The following is a 15189-nucleotide window of genomic DNA, read 5'->3' on the forward strand; positions in this document are numbered from 1 at the left end:
CGTACGGATGCGTCCCTTCGACGGGCTCAGGGACCGTACGGGTGCGTCCCTTCGGCAAGCTCAGGGACCGTAGCGCGCTAGCTGGCCTGGCGCGACCCCTCGTAGGGAATGGTGGGGATCGTGTCGGTCACCGTGGGCACGGCGGGACGCATGAACGTTCCGTCGTCGCGTCGGATGCCCCCGTCGCTCCGCTGCGTCGGCGCGCCGAGGCGCACCGGGCCCTGACCGTCGAGCTTCACCACCACGTCGTGACCGGGCGATACCTCGAACGCCTCCCCGCGCACCTCGAAGGAGACGGGGTTCTCCCCCTCGATCACCGATACGCGCATGGCGTCGGCGGTCAGGGTGACGAGAACGCGCGTGCCGTGCCAGATCATGCGGTAGCGCAGTTCTGGCCAGCTCACGGGCAGTCGCGGGTCGAAAGTCAGCACGCCGTCGTGGTCGCGCATCCCGCCGAAGCCCGACGCGAGCGCGCTCCACACGCCACCAGCCGACGCGACGTGCACGCCGTCCGAGGTGTTGTTGTGCAGGTCGGCGAGGTCGACGAACAGCGAGTCGTGGAAGTACTCGAGCGCAAGGTCCTGGTACCCGATCTCCACCGCGATGATCGACTGCACCACGTTGGAGAGCGTCGAGTCGCTGGTGGTCAGCGGGTCGTAGTAGTCGAAGTCCGCGAGCTTCTCCTCCAGCGTGAACTGGTCGCCCTGCAGGAAGAGCGCAAGCACCACGTCCGCCTGCTTGAGCACCTGGAAGCGGTAGATCACGAGCGGGTGGAAGTGCAGCATGAGCGGCTTCTGCTCCTGCGGCGTGTTCGCGAGGTCCCACACCTCGCGCTCCAGGAAGTGGGAGTCCTGCGGGTGGATCTGCAGCGCCTCGGAGAACGGGATGTGCATGGCCGCGGCCGCGCGATCCCACTCGGCGAGTTCCGCCATGGTGAGGCCCAGTCGGCTCACCATGCGCTCGTACGCCTCGGGGCGGGTGATGGCCAGAGCGCGAACGGTGCGGGCGGCGTAGGTGAGGTTGAAGCGCGCCATCACGTTGGTGAACAGGTTGTTGTTGACCACGGTGGTGTACTCGTCGGGCCCGGTGACGCCGTGGATCTCGAACGTCTCGACGCCGTTGCGGCGCCAGAAGCCCAGCGAGATCCACAGTCGCGCGGTCTCCACGGCGATGTCGACGGCACCGTTGGCGAGGAAGTCGACGTCATCGGTGGCGTGCATGAACTTCGCGAGCGCATAGGTGACGTCGGCGTTGATGTGGTACTGCGCGGTGCCGGCGGCGTAGTACGCGGACGCCTCTTCACCGTTGATCGTGCGCCACGGGAAGAGCGCACCGGCCTCGTTCAGCTTTCGCGCGCGCTTGCGTGCCGACGGCAGCATCTCCTGGCGCATGCGGAGCGCGTTGCGCGCCCACAGCGGGCTCGTGTAGGCGAGGAACGGCACGAGGTAGATCTCGGTGTCCCAGAAGTAGTGTCCGCCGTACCCGCTGCCGGTCACGCCCTTGGCGGCGATACCGAGGCCATCGGCACGAGCGGATGCCTGGGCGAGCTGGAAGATGTTCCATCGGATCGCCTGCTGCAGATCGTCGTGGCCCTCGACCTCCACGTCGGACCGGCGCCAGTACTCGTCGAGCCACTCGCGCTGCCGGGTGTACTGCAGTTCGACGCCGTCGTCGAGAACGCGGTCGAGCGTGCGCTGGCACCGGTCGATGAGCTCACGGGTGGGGGTGGTGCGGGAGCTGTGGTAGCTCACGACCTTCGTGATGCGCACGGGCACGCCCTGTTTCGCGGCCACCGAATACACGTTCTTCGCGATATCCGCGTCGACGAAGTTCCGGGAACGCCACTCGTTCTCGGTCTCGATGTGGTGATCGGCGACCACCGCGACCCGCATGTTCGAGTTGGCGACCTTGTAGCTGAGAGCACTGCGGTCATCCTGCTGCCAGTACTCGCCCGGGAGGAAGACCCGGTCGGCGATGCGCTGAGCCTTGCGGGGGTCGTTCTTCCCCTTGTCCTGCTCGGGTCCGGCGGTGCCCGCGTACTCGTCCTGGCCGTCCTGGCGGTTGAGCACCTGGCAGGAGATGGTGAGCGGGGCATCCGCGTCGATCATGGTGACGTCCATGGTCATGACGGCGAGGTGGCGTTCGGGGAACGACACCATGCGGCTGGACGTGACGCGCACGCGCTTGCCGGCCGGAGTCAGCCACAGCACGTCGCGGCGGAGCACGCCGTCGCGGAAGTCGAGGGAGCGCTCGTACTCGAGCATGTCGGCCTCGTCGAGCGCCAGCGGCTCGTCATCGACGTACAGGCGCATGATCTTGCTGTCGGGCGCGTTGACGATGGTCTGGCCCACCTCGGCGAACCCGTAAGCCTGCTCGGCGTGGTTGATCTTCCACGTCTCGTGCAGCCCGTTGATGAAGGTGCCGTGCTGGTGCGCCTTGCGGCCCTCGGAGTTGTTCCCGCGCATCCCGAGGAACCCGTTGCCCACGGCGAAGACGGTCTCGGCCACGCCGAGGTCTTCGGGGTCGTACTGCGCCTCGACGAGGCGCCATGGGTCGACGGGGAAGCGGTCCCGGTCGAGCATCGCGCCGTGCTCTTGTTCTGTGCGGTTGTTCATTCGGTGACTCCCAGGAAGACGGCGAGGTCGTCTGTAACGAGGTTCGCACCGGCGTCGAGAAGCGTTTGCTCCCCCACGCCGCGATCCACGCCTATGACGAGCCCGAAAGCACCTGCATGCGCCGCCGCGACGCCCGAGATGGCGTCCTCGAACACGACCGAACGAGCCGGATCGACATCCATGAGGCGGGCGGCGTGCAGGAACATATCGGGCGCCGGCTTACTGCCGAGCCCCTCCGTGCCCGCGACGACGCCGTCGACGACCACAGGGAAGAAGTCGGTGAGGTGCGCAGCTTTGAGCACCCACACCGCATTCTTCGAGCTGGAAACCACACTCATCGGCATACCCATCGAGTGCAGCTCCTGCACCAGGGCGAGAGAGCCCGGGTAGGGCGAGATGCCCTCCTCTTCGAGCACCCGCTGGAAGACCACGTTCTTGCGATTACCGATGCCGCACACCGTGTCCGCGTCGGGGCTGTCGGTGACGGTGCCGAACGGAAGCTCGATGCCGCGAGAGGCGAGCATGCTCGCCACACCCTCCATGCGCTGCTTCCCGTCCAGGTGCAGGTAGTAGTCCTCGTCCGTGTAGGGCGCGACGACGCCCTTCTCCGCGAACACCTCGGTGAACATCGTGCGCCAGGCATGCATGTGGATCTCGGCGGTCGGTGTGAGCACACCGTCGAGATCGAACAGAATGGCCTCGTACGCGTCGAGGCTCGGGATAGGCCGGGCGGCGGAACTGGGCAGGATTACGCTCCAAAGGGTGTAAAGACGGTGCGGGCAGTCGTTACCCCTTTTCGCGATTCTACGCCACGCATCCCCGTGAAATGTTTCCGGAGTGTTAACAGGTGTTCGGTTTTCGGCGCCCGAGAGGAAGAGTGGCCGCTCATGCCGAAGGATCGTGGGAGTTCGTGACCCGCTCGAGCGGACGTCGACCGTCTCCACGGCGCACGAGTGCACGGATGCGTGGCGTGATGCTGGTTCTCGTCGCTGCGCTGGTCGGCGCGGTGATCCTCTCCGTCGAGGGCGGATCGCTCCTCGATCGTTTCGCGGGTTCTTCCGGGGTCGGCCCCTCCGGTGACGGCTCATCCGGCGCCGACGACGCCTCGGACTCCGCGATCGTCGACCGGGTCGTCGATGGAGACACCGTCATCGTCGACCTCGGCGGCGAGCGCACCCGCATCCGGCTGCTCAACATCGACACCCCGGAGTCGGTCGACCCCCATCGGCCGGTCGAGTGCCTGGGCGTCGAGGCGTCGGCGTTCCTGGCCGAGCTGCTGCCCGACGGCACCGCCGTGCGGCTCGGGTACGACGACGAACGCGAGGACCGGTACGGACGGATCCTCGCGGCGGTGTTCCTCGACGACGGCACCCTCGTCAACGCCGAGATCGCCCGTGCCGGTCTGGGCGAGGCGGTCGTGTTCGGCGGCAACGACCGCTACCTGTCGGTGGTCCAGGATGCCGAGGCCGAGGCGGTGGACGCCGGGCGCGGCCTGCACGACGCTGCGGGAGACTGCGCCGCATAGCCGCGGTTCGGCGCCCTCGTGCCCGAATACACTTCGGGCAAGGTCTGTGCGGCGGGGAGATAGGAGCCGCGCTGTGTCCGCGGTAACGTCTGGCCGTGTCAGGCCACGAGGCGCGTAAGCGATTCGAGCAGCAGTTGCGGTACCCACTGCATCAGTGGGACGAGTGTCGCCATTCCGGCGATCACCGCTCCGAGCGACCACAGACGTCGTCGAGCTCGCGCCACCCGCACGTCACGATCTAGTCGCTCGAAACGGGGCATGAGATCGGTAGTCGCCGTCGGCACGCTCCGCCACTCGGATGGATCATCGAGGACCGACACGATGGCGAGAACGTCCTTCACCTCGAGAACGGTTGGACGACGCGTCAACCAGCGAACGAGGCTGCGGGCATCGAGTACCACGACTCGTGCGGGGGCCTTGCGCACGGTGAGGGACTTCGGGTCGACGAGCACAAGCATGGGGGTGACCACTGCGGACGTGTGGTCGCCGAGCATCCGGGCCACCCGATCGGCGTCGTGCTCCGCGTTGCGCAGATGCGGTCCCTTTTGTCCAGCCACGAGAAACGTGCGGTCCGCAACCCAAATCGGCTTGCCGCTGTGATGTTTCGTGTTGATGGTGAATATCCCGCCCGGCCCCACGAGCAGGTGATCGAGATCCGCGTCTTTCGCTCCGACCGGAACAGCGTGGAACACCACCCACCCCTCAGGCAGCTTGCTCATGATGCGTCCCACCGCGATCTCGCCAAGAGCACCCTGATACCAAGGCCAACTCTCATCCGACAGGGGAGACCGGCCGAACACCCGCGACAGTGACGAACGCGGCGGTACTCCGTTCTGCACCTCCAGCAATTTCTCGATCACGAGTTGGCCAGCAGCGCGGCTGCGCATCGGTGCTGTGGGCATAGCTGAGCTCCTCGTCACGGGGACTTCTGTTTACCGACGGGTTGGCCGCGTGGGCAGCCCCACTTCGGGCGGCGGCACCCACGTCCTCGACTGCGTTTTGTGCGCGGTTCCCCCCGAAGTGGGATGTGCGCGGTTCCCCCCGAAGTGGGAACTGTGGAACGAACCACGACGGTGCGAGCATGAACACGGATCGGGGGGTCTCAGTGTCACTAGCCGAACGCAGCGCCGTCTCAGCGCCATCGCAGAAGTACGACGATCTACGGGACCGCGTCGCCGGGCAGTCGCTGTTCAGCGAACTCGCTCGCCTGCACGCGAAGGGCGAGTTCGCGGTCGATCTGGAACACGGCTTCGTGCACGTGGGTCCCGAGGCGCACTCCTGGTACACCGGCCTCCTCGGCGAGCGCCGAGTCGCCCGCATCCTCGCGCGGTTGGGTACGGATGCGACGGTGCTGCACTCGGTGCCGGTCGGCTCGAAGTCGAGCGACATCGACCACATCGTCATCAGTCCGGCCGGCGTGTTCACCATCACCACGAAGAATCACCCGGGACAGCCCGTGTGGGTTGCCGGCCACGGAATGATGATCGGCGGCGCCAAGGTGTCCCATCTGCGGAACGCGGTGCACGAAGCCCGACGCGCAGAGCACGAGCTCTCGACGCGGACCGGCCTCACCATCCCCGTCACGCCGGTGGTCGCTCTCGTCGGCGTTCGGGATCTGACCGTCGCTGCACCGCCCGTCTTCGACGACACCGCGGTACAGGTCGTGCGTGAGGACTCCCTTCTCGCACTGCTCACGGGTCGGCCCGTTTTCAGCTCCGAGCAGGTGTTCCGCATCGCCGCCGCCGCGGTGGTCCAGGAAACCTGGGGTGAGGGGCCAAGCGCCGATCCGACCGCCACGACTTTGCTCGATGCGTTCCTCGCCTATGAAGCGCACTCATCGGGTTCCGTCCCTTCCACCCCGCATGGCCCTGCTCCCATCGTGCTGCGTTTCCGGTGGCGGACACTGGCAACCCTCGGAGTCGGCATTCTCGCCACCGTCGGACTCGCCGTCAGCGCGGTGCTCGCCCTCACCTGAGCACTCAGCGCGCGCTTTCCGGCAGCACTGCGCTCGCACTGCACACCTTCGCCCGGCAGGCCACCCCTCCCCCGCGTCGATCCGAGTCTTGTATGCATGACACATGACGAACGCCGACGAAGCAGGAGTCGGACCCGAGCTGGTGGAGGCCCTCGCGGGCGATACGTCCGGTGGAGCATCCGACGTCACCACGGACGATGTGGTCGAGCAGTTGCGGATCGACATTCAGATGGGTCACGTGGATGCGGATGTCGTGGACGTGCTCGAGGAACGCCTGAAGAAGGCGGGAATCGACATGCGCCCTGAGGAGATCGACGACCTCGCCGAGGAGATCGAGAACGACGCGTCCCGATGACCGCGGGCGGCGTTCCCCCAGTGTGATCGCCCCCGGCGCGAATGTCGGTGGTGTGCACCATCCTGTGCGCATGAACGACCTCGAGTCCACCATCGACACCATTCTTCGTTCCGTCTTCGACGCCCTTCTGGAACCCGCGCGAGGCGTGAAGTTCCGGCGCATCCAGCAGGTGGAACGACTCCTCCGCGAGTATCTCGACACCGTGGGCGAGGCAACGCTCTGCCCGTGCAACCGAACGCTTCTCTCCGGCGAACGCCAGTGGGAACCCGACGGTGCGTTCTGCCGCATCATGGGCGCCGATGAACTTTTCGTCGCACTGCCCTTCTTCGTGCGGCAGCGGGCGCCCCTCGTCGACCCGCTACTCCGACGGATGCTGGCGCAGTGCGTCGACACGCTGGTCGGGGTGCTCGTGGGGGACCGACTTGTGTCTGCCGACGGTCGATCCGACGTTCTGCGAGACATCCGCGACGCCCTCGATGATGTGCTGTGGGAGCTGAACCGGGCGGCGCGGGACAAGCGGCGAGCCGCTCGTCGGGCGCGCGCGGAGGCGGAGACCGCGAAGTACCGGGCGCTCGTGGAGGCTGCGGTAACGCGGCAACGACCGGTGGAGGAGCAGCCTCGGGAGTGACGCTGGATGGCGCGGGGAATACTGCGACGGTACCGATAGCTGAACACAGCATGAAGCGCATCGGATTCCTCTCCTTCGGTCACTATCAGCCCGTACCCGGGTCGCTCGTGCGCACGGCGAAGGACGCGCTGGTGCAGAGCATCGAGCTGGCGGTGGCCGCGGAAGAGATCGGCATCGACGGCGCCTACGTGCGGGTGCACCATTTCGCCCCCCAGCTCGCCTCACCGTTCCCGCTGCTCGCCGCGATGGCCGCGCGCACCAGCCGCGTCGAGATCGGCACCGGTGTGCTCGACATGCGTTACGAGAACCCGCTGTACATGGCGGAGGAGGCGGCGGCCGTCGACCTCATCAGCAACGGCAGGTTGCAGCTCGGTATCAGCCGGGGATCGCCCGAGACGGCGCTCCGCGGGTCCGAGGCATTCGGATACGTGCCGGCCGAGGGCAGCACCGACGCGGATGACGCGCGCCAGCGCACCGCCGTGTTCCGTGCCGCGATCACCGGAGCCGGCATCGCATCCGCGAATCCGCAGACCACCGGGCAGACCGGCCTCCTCGCGATCCAGCCGCAGTCGCCCGGACTCGGCGAGCGCATCTGGTGGGGCTCGGGAACTCGGGCGACCGCACGGTGGACGGGCGAGCAGGGCATGAACCTCATGAGTTCCACGCTGCTGACCGAAGACACCGGTGTGCCGTTCGACGAGCTGCAGGCCGAGCAGATCGCGATCTACCGCGACGCGTGGACGTCCACCGGCCACTCCGGTTCGCCGCGGGTCTCGGTCAGCCGGAGCATTATGCCGCTGGTGAATGACACCGACCGGTACTACTTCGGTGTCCGCGCCCAGGCCGACTCCAAGGACCAGGTGGGACACCTCGACGGTGGACTCGCCCGTTTCGGGCGCAGCTACATCGGCGAGCCCGACGTGATCGCCGCCGAACTCGCGGCGGATGCGGCGGTGCAGGAGGCGGACACCCTGCTGATCACCGTGCCCAACCAGCTCGGCGTCGAGTACAACGCCCACCTGCTGGAGTCGATCGCCCTGCACGTCGCACCGGCGATCGGCTGGAAGCGCGGCGGCGCTGAGGCAGAACCGTCCGCATCCGCCCATCAGGACACGATCATGGAGGGCGCGCGGGCGGGTCGATGAGTCGACACGGTGAGGCGGGTCGGCACGGTGAGCCGAGTCGACACGGTGAGGCGGGTCGCCCGGCGCATCCCCACCGCTCTCCCACACCGATGTGATTGCCTCGAGCATGACCACTTTGCCGATGTTCCCGCTGGGCGCCGTACTGTTCCCGTACATGCCGATGCAGCTCCGGGTGTTCGAGCCGCGGTATCTCATGCTCCTCGCCGACATCCTGTCCGATGAGCCCTCGGAGTTCGGCATCCCTCTCATCGAACGCGGATCCGAGGTGGGTGGCGGTGAGCACACCTTCGGTCACGGCACCGTCGCGCAGATCGTGGAGCTGGAGGGGCTCGAGGGGTTCGTCGGCATGACCGTGCAGGGCGATCGTCGATTCGAGGTCACGGAGTGGCTCGACGATCAGCCGTATCCGCGCGCGAAGGTGCGGGAGCTGCCCGATCTCGAGTGGGACGACGACCTCGAGCCCCTGCGCCGGCGGGCGGAACTCGCAGTGCGCCGCACCCTCGCGGTGGCCAGCGAGTACACCGATCAGGTGTGGTCGGCGGTGGTGGAGCTCTCCGACGAGCCGGTCGCCGCGGCATGGCAACTCGCGGCCATCACGCCCCTCAACGAGCTCGACCAGCTCTCGCTTCTCGGGTCCGTCTCGATGGAGCAGCTCCTGTCGTCGGTCGAGTCATTGGCCAGCGACGCTGAGCAGACCTTCCGGTCCGGACTCATGGAATGACCCCGCTCGTCGACATCGCCGAAGACCTCCTGCACCGCGAGGGAGGAGGCCGCGGTAGAGGCACGCGGGCTTCCGCGCGTAGGGTTCAACTGTGACCGACGAATGCATTCATGGCCTTGATCTCGCGCGCTGTGATGTGTGCAGCCCCAAGGTTTCCCCCAAGCCCGACGCATCCGCGCCACTGAAGTCAGGGTCCACCCGTCCCCCGCGCAGCCCGCGCAGCTCGGCCCGCAGTGCGCCCCTCCGTTCGGTGCCGCTGGCGAAGAAACCCTCCATCAACGTGGGTGAGCAGCGCATCTACCACGTCACCCATTCGAGCAATCTCGCAGCGATTCTGGCCTCGGGAGCACTGCACGCCGACGCGAGCGATGCGTGGGACTCCCGGCCCGCCGTCGACATCTCCTCCGAGCACAACCGGGCCGCCCGTCGCGCCACCGTGATCGACGGATCCAGCGGCGTGCGTGTGGCCGACTACGTGCCCTTCTTCCTGTCTCCCGACGCCAGCCTGTGGTCGACCATCCGCGCGGGAGACGACGATCACCGGCTCTCCCCCGACATCCGTGGCATCGCCGCGTCGGAGTTCGTGGTGCTCGTGACCACGGTCACGTCGGTCGCCGGAGCGCGCTCCACGGATGCCGGACCCGGTTCGGTGCCGATCGTGGTCGCCGATGGTGACGCCGCCGACTCGGGCACCCGCTGCACCACCGCCCGCGACGCCTACGAGCGGATGCTCCGTCAGCTCATCACCAACGAGGACGTCGACGCGGTGCGGCACGCTGAACTACTCGTCAAGGACACGGTCCCGTTTTCCGCTATCTCGCTCATCGGTGTGATCAATGAGCGCACGCGCGACACCGTGAAGACCATCCTCGCGTCGTCGGAGTTCTCGCCGCGGGTGGCGGTTCATCCGCCCTGGTTCGCCGCTCCCGCCGAATAGCCACCGCGGAACGCATCACCGCTCCGCCGCGACGTATCCTGCGGCGGAGCTAGCCCCTAGTGCTTGCGCTTCTTCTTCCGTGCTCCCGAACGCTTCCGACCGTCGGGTGCGCCGAGCGCGCTCTTCAACGCGAATGCTCCGCCGGTGAGTACCGCCCACCCGATGACCTCACGACCCGCCGTGCGCTTCTTGTCCGCCCACCCGCCGGTGACGGACGCCTCGTTCGAGGTGGCCGGCGCATACAGGATGCCCTGGGTCGGTTCGGCGCCGGTGTCCCGGGACAGATGGGTCTTATCGGTCTGCAGCGCCATCTGTGCCTCGACCGGAACGGGTGTGCGGCGGTGCTGCTTGACCAGCGCCTTGCCGATCGCGCCCACCACCAGCTCGGGTCGCGGAGCCTCGGCGAGTCCGACGATCGCCTTTGCGACCCGGTCAGGGCTGTAGACGGGCGGCATCGCCACCACCTGACGCCCGGTGTAGTTCGCGGAGTGGCGGAAGAACGGCGTGTCGATGGCGGCGGGGAGGACCGTGGCCACGTGGACCTTTTTCAGCTTCGCCAGCATCAGCTCGGACCGCAGACTCACCCCGAGGGCACGCACGGCGGCCTTCGACATCCCGTAGGCGGCGGTGTACGGCTGCGGAACCTCACCGACGATGGAGGCCACGTTGATGAGCACGCCCTGGCGTTGCCGGGTCATGACCTCGAGCGCCGCGCGGGCACCGTGCACGTAGCCCATGATGTTGACGTCGAGAACGCGGCGGAAGTCCTCGAGCGGAGTCGCGAGGAACGGCGCGAACACCGACACGGCGGCATCGTTCACCCACACGTCGATGCGGCCGAATTCGAGCACGGTGGCGTCGGCGAGAGCGTGCACGGCACTGGCGTCGGTCACATCGGTAGGCACGTCCAGCACGCCGGAAGCACCGAGCCGCTCGCATTCCGCCGCCACGTCGGCGAGCGCCCCATCGGAACGGCTCGCGAGCACCAGTGTGGCGCCCTTCTTGGCGAATCGATACGCGGTCGCCCGCCCGATACCACTCGATGCACCGGTGATGACGACTACGGGCTTCTTCGACATGGCGACCTCCTCGAAACGGGACCGCGGGCGCGGCTCCGTCCTACGTTTCTCTCCGGAGCGGTCGACGGCAAGAGGTAGCGATGCTGACGCGATTCGAGTAGAGCCGCCCCCCAGGCCCTTCGGACTGGGAGGCGGCTCTGTTCTACTCGGTCCGACCGGACCGGCTCAGGTTCTCAGCGGCTCGTGGCCCCGACGGCGCTCGACGCGGCCCAGATGTTGATGTCCTTATCCGTGGCGTGCTCGTCGATCGCGGTGAGCTCGTCGTCGGTGAACGCGAGGTTGTCGAGCGCGGCGACGTTCGTCTCGAGCTGCTGCACTGACGATGCGCCGATGAGAGCCGACGTCACCGAGGTCGTGCGCAGCACCCAGGCGAGAGCGAGCTGAGCCAACGACTGACCTCGCGACTCCGCGATTGCCGTCAGGGCACGGATACCGGCCAGCGTCTCGTCGTTCACCATCTCCTTGCGCGCCGACCCCTCGCGGGCCACTCGCGAATCGGCGGGGATACCGCCGACGTAGCGGTCGGTGAGCAGACCCTGAGCAAGGGGCGAGAAGGCGATGCACCCCACGCCGATCTCCTCCAGCGTGCCGAGCAGGTCGTCCTCGATCCACCGGTTGAACATCGAGTAAGAGGGCTGATGGATGAGCAGAGGGGTTCCCAGGTCGGCGAGGATCGCGGCCGCCTCGCGGGTGCGCTCCGGCGAGTACGACGAGATGCCGGCGTACAGAGCGCGTCCGCTGGTCACGGCGGTGTGCAGGGCCCCCATGGTCTCCTCGAGGGGCGTATCCGGGTCGGCGCGGTGCGAGTAGAAGATGTCGACGTAGTCGAGGCCCATGCGGTCGAGGGACTGGTCGAGGCTCGACAGCAGGTACTTCCGCGATCCGAAGTCGCCGTAGGGTCCCGGCCACATGCCGTATCCGGCCTTCGACGAGATGACGAGCTCGTCGCGGTGCGCGGAGAAGTCTTCGTGCAGCAGTCGGCCGAAGTTGGTCTCGGCGCTGCCGGCCGGCGGTCCGTAGTTGTTGGCGAGGTCGAAGTGCGTGATGCCAAGGTCGAATGCCCGGCGGAGGATGGCGCGCTGGGTGTCGAGCGGCTTGTCCTCACCGAAGTTCTGCCACAGTCCGAGCGAGATCGCGGGGAGCTGCAGACCGCTGCGGCCGGTTCGTCGGTAGGGGATGGACTCGTAGCGCGATTCTGCGGGAAGGTAAGTCATCCAACCATTGTGGCCCGAGCGAGCGATCGGTGGCGGGCCGCAGATCGTGGGCGCACAATCCGTGGTCGGCGTCCCGGGGCGAATCGCGATTCGAGCGGAGGGCGGCTCAGCGCCGGGACCCTAGGGTGGGAGGGTGCCCGAGTTTCCCTTCGACGCCCTCCGGCGCTATCCCGATGTGGAGGCCGACAACCTCTACGCGGTGGATGCAAGCGACCGCCTGATCCTCGACGAGGCGGCCGATGACCTGGCGTCCGCGGGCACCGGCGAAGTCGTGGTGATCGGCGACCACTACGGCGCACTCACCCTCGGTGCCATCGCGCTGCACGGCGCCACCGACGTGCGAGTCCATCAGGATCCGCTGTCGGGCGAACTCGCGCTCGCGCACAATGCCACGGCCACGGGACTCGACGGCTCGCACACGAATCACGACCTCGACGAGTCACTGCTCACCGGTGCGCGGGTGGTGCTCATGCAGCTCCCGCGAAGCCTCGCCGCTCTCGACGACATCTCCGCCGCGATCGCGCGGTACGCCGCACCCGATGTCACCGTGGTGGCGGGCGGTCGCCAGAAGCACATGTCCGTCGCCATGAACGAGGTGCTCGGTCGGCACTTCACCGATGTGCGTGCCACGCTCGGGCGCCAGAAGTCGCGGGTGATCGTGTCGCGCATCCCGCACCCCGCGGATGCCGGTTCGGCTCGGCGCGAGTACCACCGCGATCTGGGGCTATGGGTCTGCGCCTACGGCGCGGCGTTCGCGGGCACCAAGGTGGACATCGGCACGCGATACCTGCTCGGTTTCCTGCCGCAGATGAAGCCGGATGCCGTGACGGCGGTGGATCTCGGCTGCGGTACCGGCATCCTGGCCACCGCTCTCGCGCGGGCGCGTCCCGGGCTCGCCATCCTCGCCACGGACGAGTCGGCCGCCGCCGTCGCATCCGCCCGCGCCACCGCCGACGCCAACGATGTCGCCATCACCGTACTGCGGGACGATGGCCTATCGGCACAACCCGCTGCGTGCGCCGATCTCGTGCTGCTCAATCCCCCGTTCCATATCGGGTCCGCCGTGGAGCCGGGCATCGCGCTCAAGCTGTTCGACGAGGCGGCGCGCGTGCTGAAGCCCGGCGGTGAGTTGTGGACCGTCTTCAACTCGCACCTGTCGTACCGGGCCGCGCTCACCCGCTCCGTCGGCCCCACCCGGCAGGTCGGTCGGAACGCCAAGTTCACGGTGACGGCCTCGACGAGGTAGCCGCCCGGTGCGAGCCCGGAGCTCGGTGCTGTTCGTACTCGGGCGAGGGTGACCTTGGACGGGCGCAACGGCCCTCACGAGATCGTGGTGGGGTGGCGATAACGGGGGCGAAGGCGAACTGCCAGCAGTGCCTGCCCGGGCAGCACACCTAGAACGGGGGTGGATCTTCGCCGACGACCGCGGTACCGAGCGAGGCCGCGGGAGATGATCCGACATCGGGATGCGCCGGGGCTTTTGGGTCCGGCACACGCATCCCCGTTGCGGGCGCGGTGGAGTACGAGCGCCGGGTCGGCGATGTCCACTGCAGCGCGCCACCACCAGTGTGCCGGAGCGTCCACGCCGTCTGGTGCTTGAGCGAATGGTGGGCCCGACAGAGATGGGCGAGATTGTCATGGGTGGTGTGCCCCGACAGTTGCCAGTCGAGCGTGTGATCGATGTCGCTGCGCCTCGCGCTGCGACCGCATCCGGGGAATCGGCACGTCTCGTCGCGAAGCCGAAGCCAGGTGCGCAGTTCGTTCGGAACGGCGTACCGGTCGCGCCCCACCGACAGCACCACTCCGGTTTCGGGGTGGGTGAGCAGCCGGGTGAAACCGGGAGCACCCGCCGCCAGTCGCCTCGCCGTGTCGGCGTCGATGGGTCCATAGCCCTCGAGATCCCCGGGTTCATCGGAGGAGCCGAGAAGTGTGAGCACCGGAACCGTGACGAAGACCCGCGCCCGCACGCCGCTCCCCACACCGGTGGAGATGCGGCGAGAGTGCACCCGCACGCCGCGATCTCCGTCGGTAGCGGCGCCGGAGCCATCATGGAGACCCGCACCTACACCCGCACCCGCACCCGCGACGTCCTGATCGGAGCACGCAGGGGGCACATCGGCGTCGAGCGAGGCGGGATCGCAATCGCGAGTCGTGCCGTCGAGCAGAAGGTCGGTGAAGACGTCGGCACGAAGCTGAGCGAGAGTCCGCACCTCGTCGGGGCCCTGCAGACCAAGCGCGATATCGGTGACGCGCTCGTGAATGCCCAGCGCGTCCGGCGCCGGCAGCCGTGCACCCAACCAGGCCATGCCATCGCGTTCGGGAGTGACCTCGATGCGCCGATCGGCCACCGATGCGCGGTGTCGCTCGCGAATGGACTCGGGGTGAGCGCGCTCGCGCACCCGCCGTGCCCGGCGGTCGAACGCGGCCACGGTGGACACCTCCGCCGACGGGAGCACCGCCGCCTCGAAGTCAGCCCGCGCCTCCCCGGGCATCGACAGCGCGTGGTCGATCATCGCCTGCGCGTGCCGGTAGGTGATGCGCCCCTCGCGCAGGGCGGTCCGCGTGCCGGGGAGGTGCCGCACCAGGGTGGTGCTCTCACCCACCAGGTTCTCGGCCGTTCGATCGGGAAGCCGCAGCGCTACGGCGAGCTCGCTCACCACCGTGCGGAACGCCACGACGCTCGGGTCCCACCGAGGCCCCGACGGATGCGCCTCGGGCGCGAGCCGGGTCGCCTCGCTCCACTGCACGGCGGCGTCGATCAGGTCGGCCCTGCATGCGGTCGCCCAGGCGATGAGCCGGTCGAACTCGACCACTCCGTCGACGATCGCACCGAGCGCCTCGAGGGCCGTCACCGTCGCCGTCTGCATCGGCGCGCCGACGGCTTCCGCGCCTACTGTCGTCGGACGGATCACGCTCATCGCCGAGCTGTTCATGCCGTCAGTACACCACGTACCACCGACATCCCGGCCCCACCAACGGAGTTTCGGTGAGGCGC

Annotated in this window: 14 protein-coding genes; 8 read left to right on the forward strand and 6 right to left on the reverse strand. The window is 67.9% G+C overall.

All coding sequences use genetic code 11. From position 1 onward, the window contains the following. Nucleotides 1-77: 77 nt before the first annotated feature. A complete protein-coding gene (locus tag EY822_RS01380) occupies nt 78-2582 on the reverse strand; it encodes a glycoside hydrolase family 65 protein (protein ID WP_150308704.1) in 2505 nt (834 codons plus the stop codon). Nucleotides 2583-2611: 29 nt separating this feature from the next. Next, nucleotides 2612-3559 (reverse strand): HAD family hydrolase, encoded by a 948-nt coding sequence (locus EY822_RS01385; RefSeq protein WP_319803455.1) that lies wholly within the window; start codon nt 3557-3559, stop codon nt 2612-2614. 29 nt (nt 3560-3588) lie between these two features. On the opposite strand from EY822_RS01385, the gene EY822_RS01390 reads away from it, so the two are divergent. Further along, the gene (locus EY822_RS01390; protein WP_227497297.1) at nt 3589-4140 is read left to right on the forward strand and encodes a thermonuclease family protein; all 552 of its coding nucleotides are present in this window, start codon (nt 3589-3591) and stop codon (nt 4138-4140) included. Nucleotides 4141-4238: 98 nt separating this feature from the next. On the opposite strand, the gene EY822_RS01395 is transcribed toward EY822_RS01390, so the two are convergent. Then, complete coding sequence (locus EY822_RS01395) at nt 4239-5042, reverse strand: nuclease-related domain-containing protein (protein ID WP_150306632.1); 804 nt, start codon at nt 5040-5042, stop codon at nt 4239-4241. A gap of 203 nt (nt 5043-5245) precedes the next feature. On the opposite strand from EY822_RS01395, the gene EY822_RS01400 reads away from it, so the two are divergent. The 6 genes from EY822_RS01400 to EY822_RS01425 all read left to right on the forward strand — a co-directional run bounded on the left by EY822_RS01400 (nt 5246) and on the right by EY822_RS01425 (nt 9901). Next, nucleotides 5246-6115: a nuclease-related domain-containing protein gene (locus EY822_RS01400; protein ID WP_227496932.1), complete on the forward strand. Its 870-nt coding sequence runs from the start codon at nt 5246-5248 to the stop codon at nt 6113-6115. Nucleotides 6116-6218: 103 nt separating this feature from the next. Further along, nucleotides 6219-6470: a hypothetical protein gene (locus EY822_RS01405; protein WP_227496933.1), complete on the forward strand. Its 252-nt coding sequence runs from the start codon at nt 6219-6221 to the stop codon at nt 6468-6470. Nucleotides 6471-6540: 70 nt separating this feature from the next. Then, nucleotides 6541-7098 carry a hypothetical protein gene (locus EY822_RS01410; protein ID WP_150306634.1) on the forward strand — a complete coding sequence of 186 codons (558 nt, stop codon included), beginning with the start codon at nt 6541-6543 and terminating at the stop codon, nt 7096-7098. 50 nt (nt 7099-7148) lie between these two features. Continuing rightward, nucleotides 7149-8243: an LLM class flavin-dependent oxidoreductase gene (locus EY822_RS01415; protein ID WP_150306635.1), complete on the forward strand. Its 1095-nt coding sequence runs from the start codon at nt 7149-7151 to the stop codon at nt 8241-8243. A gap of 106 nt (nt 8244-8349) precedes the next feature. Continuing rightward, nucleotides 8350-8964 (forward strand): LON peptidase substrate-binding domain-containing protein, encoded by a 615-nt coding sequence (locus tag EY822_RS01420; protein WP_150306636.1) that lies wholly within the window; start codon nt 8350-8352, stop codon nt 8962-8964. 280 nt (nt 8965-9244) lie between these two features. Then, nucleotides 9245-9901 (forward strand): DarT ssDNA thymidine ADP-ribosyltransferase family protein, encoded by a 657-nt coding sequence (locus EY822_RS01425; RefSeq protein ID WP_227496934.1) that lies wholly within the window; start codon nt 9245-9247, stop codon nt 9899-9901. Nucleotides 9902-9957: 56 nt separating this feature from the next. Here EY822_RS01425 and EY822_RS01430 read toward each other — a convergent pair whose 3' ends face one another. Together EY822_RS01430 and mgrA are read right to left on the reverse strand one after the other, a co-directional pair. Beyond that, nucleotides 9958-10980: an SDR family oxidoreductase gene (locus EY822_RS01430; protein ID WP_150306638.1), complete on the reverse strand. Its 1023-nt coding sequence runs from the start codon at nt 10978-10980 to the stop codon at nt 9958-9960. Nucleotides 10981-11153: 173 nt separating this feature from the next. Further along, entirely contained in the window at nt 11154-12194 is a 1041-nt protein-coding gene (mgrA, locus tag EY822_RS01435) for an L-glyceraldehyde 3-phosphate reductase (protein ID WP_150306639.1), read from the reverse strand. A gap of 133 nt (nt 12195-12327) precedes the next feature. Here mgrA and EY822_RS01440 point away from each other — a divergent pair, with 133 nt between their 5' ends. Beyond that, nucleotides 12328-13440 (forward strand): class I SAM-dependent methyltransferase, encoded by a 1113-nt coding sequence (locus EY822_RS01440; RefSeq protein ID WP_150306640.1) that lies wholly within the window; start codon nt 12328-12330, stop codon nt 13438-13440. 148 nt (nt 13441-13588) lie between these two features. Here EY822_RS01440 and EY822_RS01445 read toward each other — a convergent pair whose 3' ends face one another. Beyond that, on the reverse strand, nt 13589-15127 hold the full coding sequence (locus EY822_RS01445; protein WP_150306641.1) for an HNH endonuclease: 1539 nt from the start codon (nt 15125-15127) through the stop codon (nt 13589-13591). Between the last annotated feature and the right edge of the window lie 62 nt (nt 15128-15189).

Origin of the sequence: Planctomonas psychrotolerans (assembly GCF_008642235.1) — a bacterium.
In the GTDB taxonomy this organism is placed as follows: Bacteria; Actinomycetota; Actinomycetes; order Actinomycetales; family Microbacteriaceae; genus Planctomonas; species Planctomonas psychrotolerans.